We start from the raw sequence: 539 nt of genomic DNA on the forward strand, positions 1-539 counted from the left end.
GTGGTCTTCTGGGTCGGACGGATACCGACGATTTCGATTTCTTCGCCGACCTTGATCACGCCGCGCTCGATACGACCGGTCACCACGGTGCCGCGGCCCGAGATCGAGAACACGTCTTCCACCGGCATCAGGAACGGCTTGTCGACGTCRCGCTCCGGGGTCGGGATCCAGCTGTCCAGCGCCTCGACCAGCTTCAGGATCGCCGGCACGCCGATRTCGCTCTGGTCGCCTTCCAGCGCCAGACGGGCCGAACCGTGCACGATCGGGGTGTCGTCGCCCGGGAAGTCGTACTTGCTCAGCAGCTCGCGCACTTCCATTTCCACCAGCTCGAGCAGCTCGGCGTCGTCCACCATGTCGGCCTTGTTCAGGAACACGACGATGTACGGCACGCCGACCTGACGCGACAGCAGGATGTGCTCGCGGGTCTGCGGCATCGGGCCGTCAGCGGCCGAGCACACCAGGATCGCGCCATCCATCTGCGCCGCACCGGTGATCATGTTCTTGACGTAGTCGGCGTGGCCCGGGCAGTCAACGTGGGC

General features: G+C 65.5%; 1 protein-coding gene. It reads right to left on the minus strand.

Annotated elements, in window-relative coordinates:
• A partial coding sequence (locus AC1DGW_RS16840; RefSeq protein ID WP_478025199.1) for a GTP-binding protein occupies positions 1–539 on the minus strand: 539 nt, incomplete at both ends.

Source organism: Stenotrophomonas sp. 05N423 (assembly GCF_056397145.1).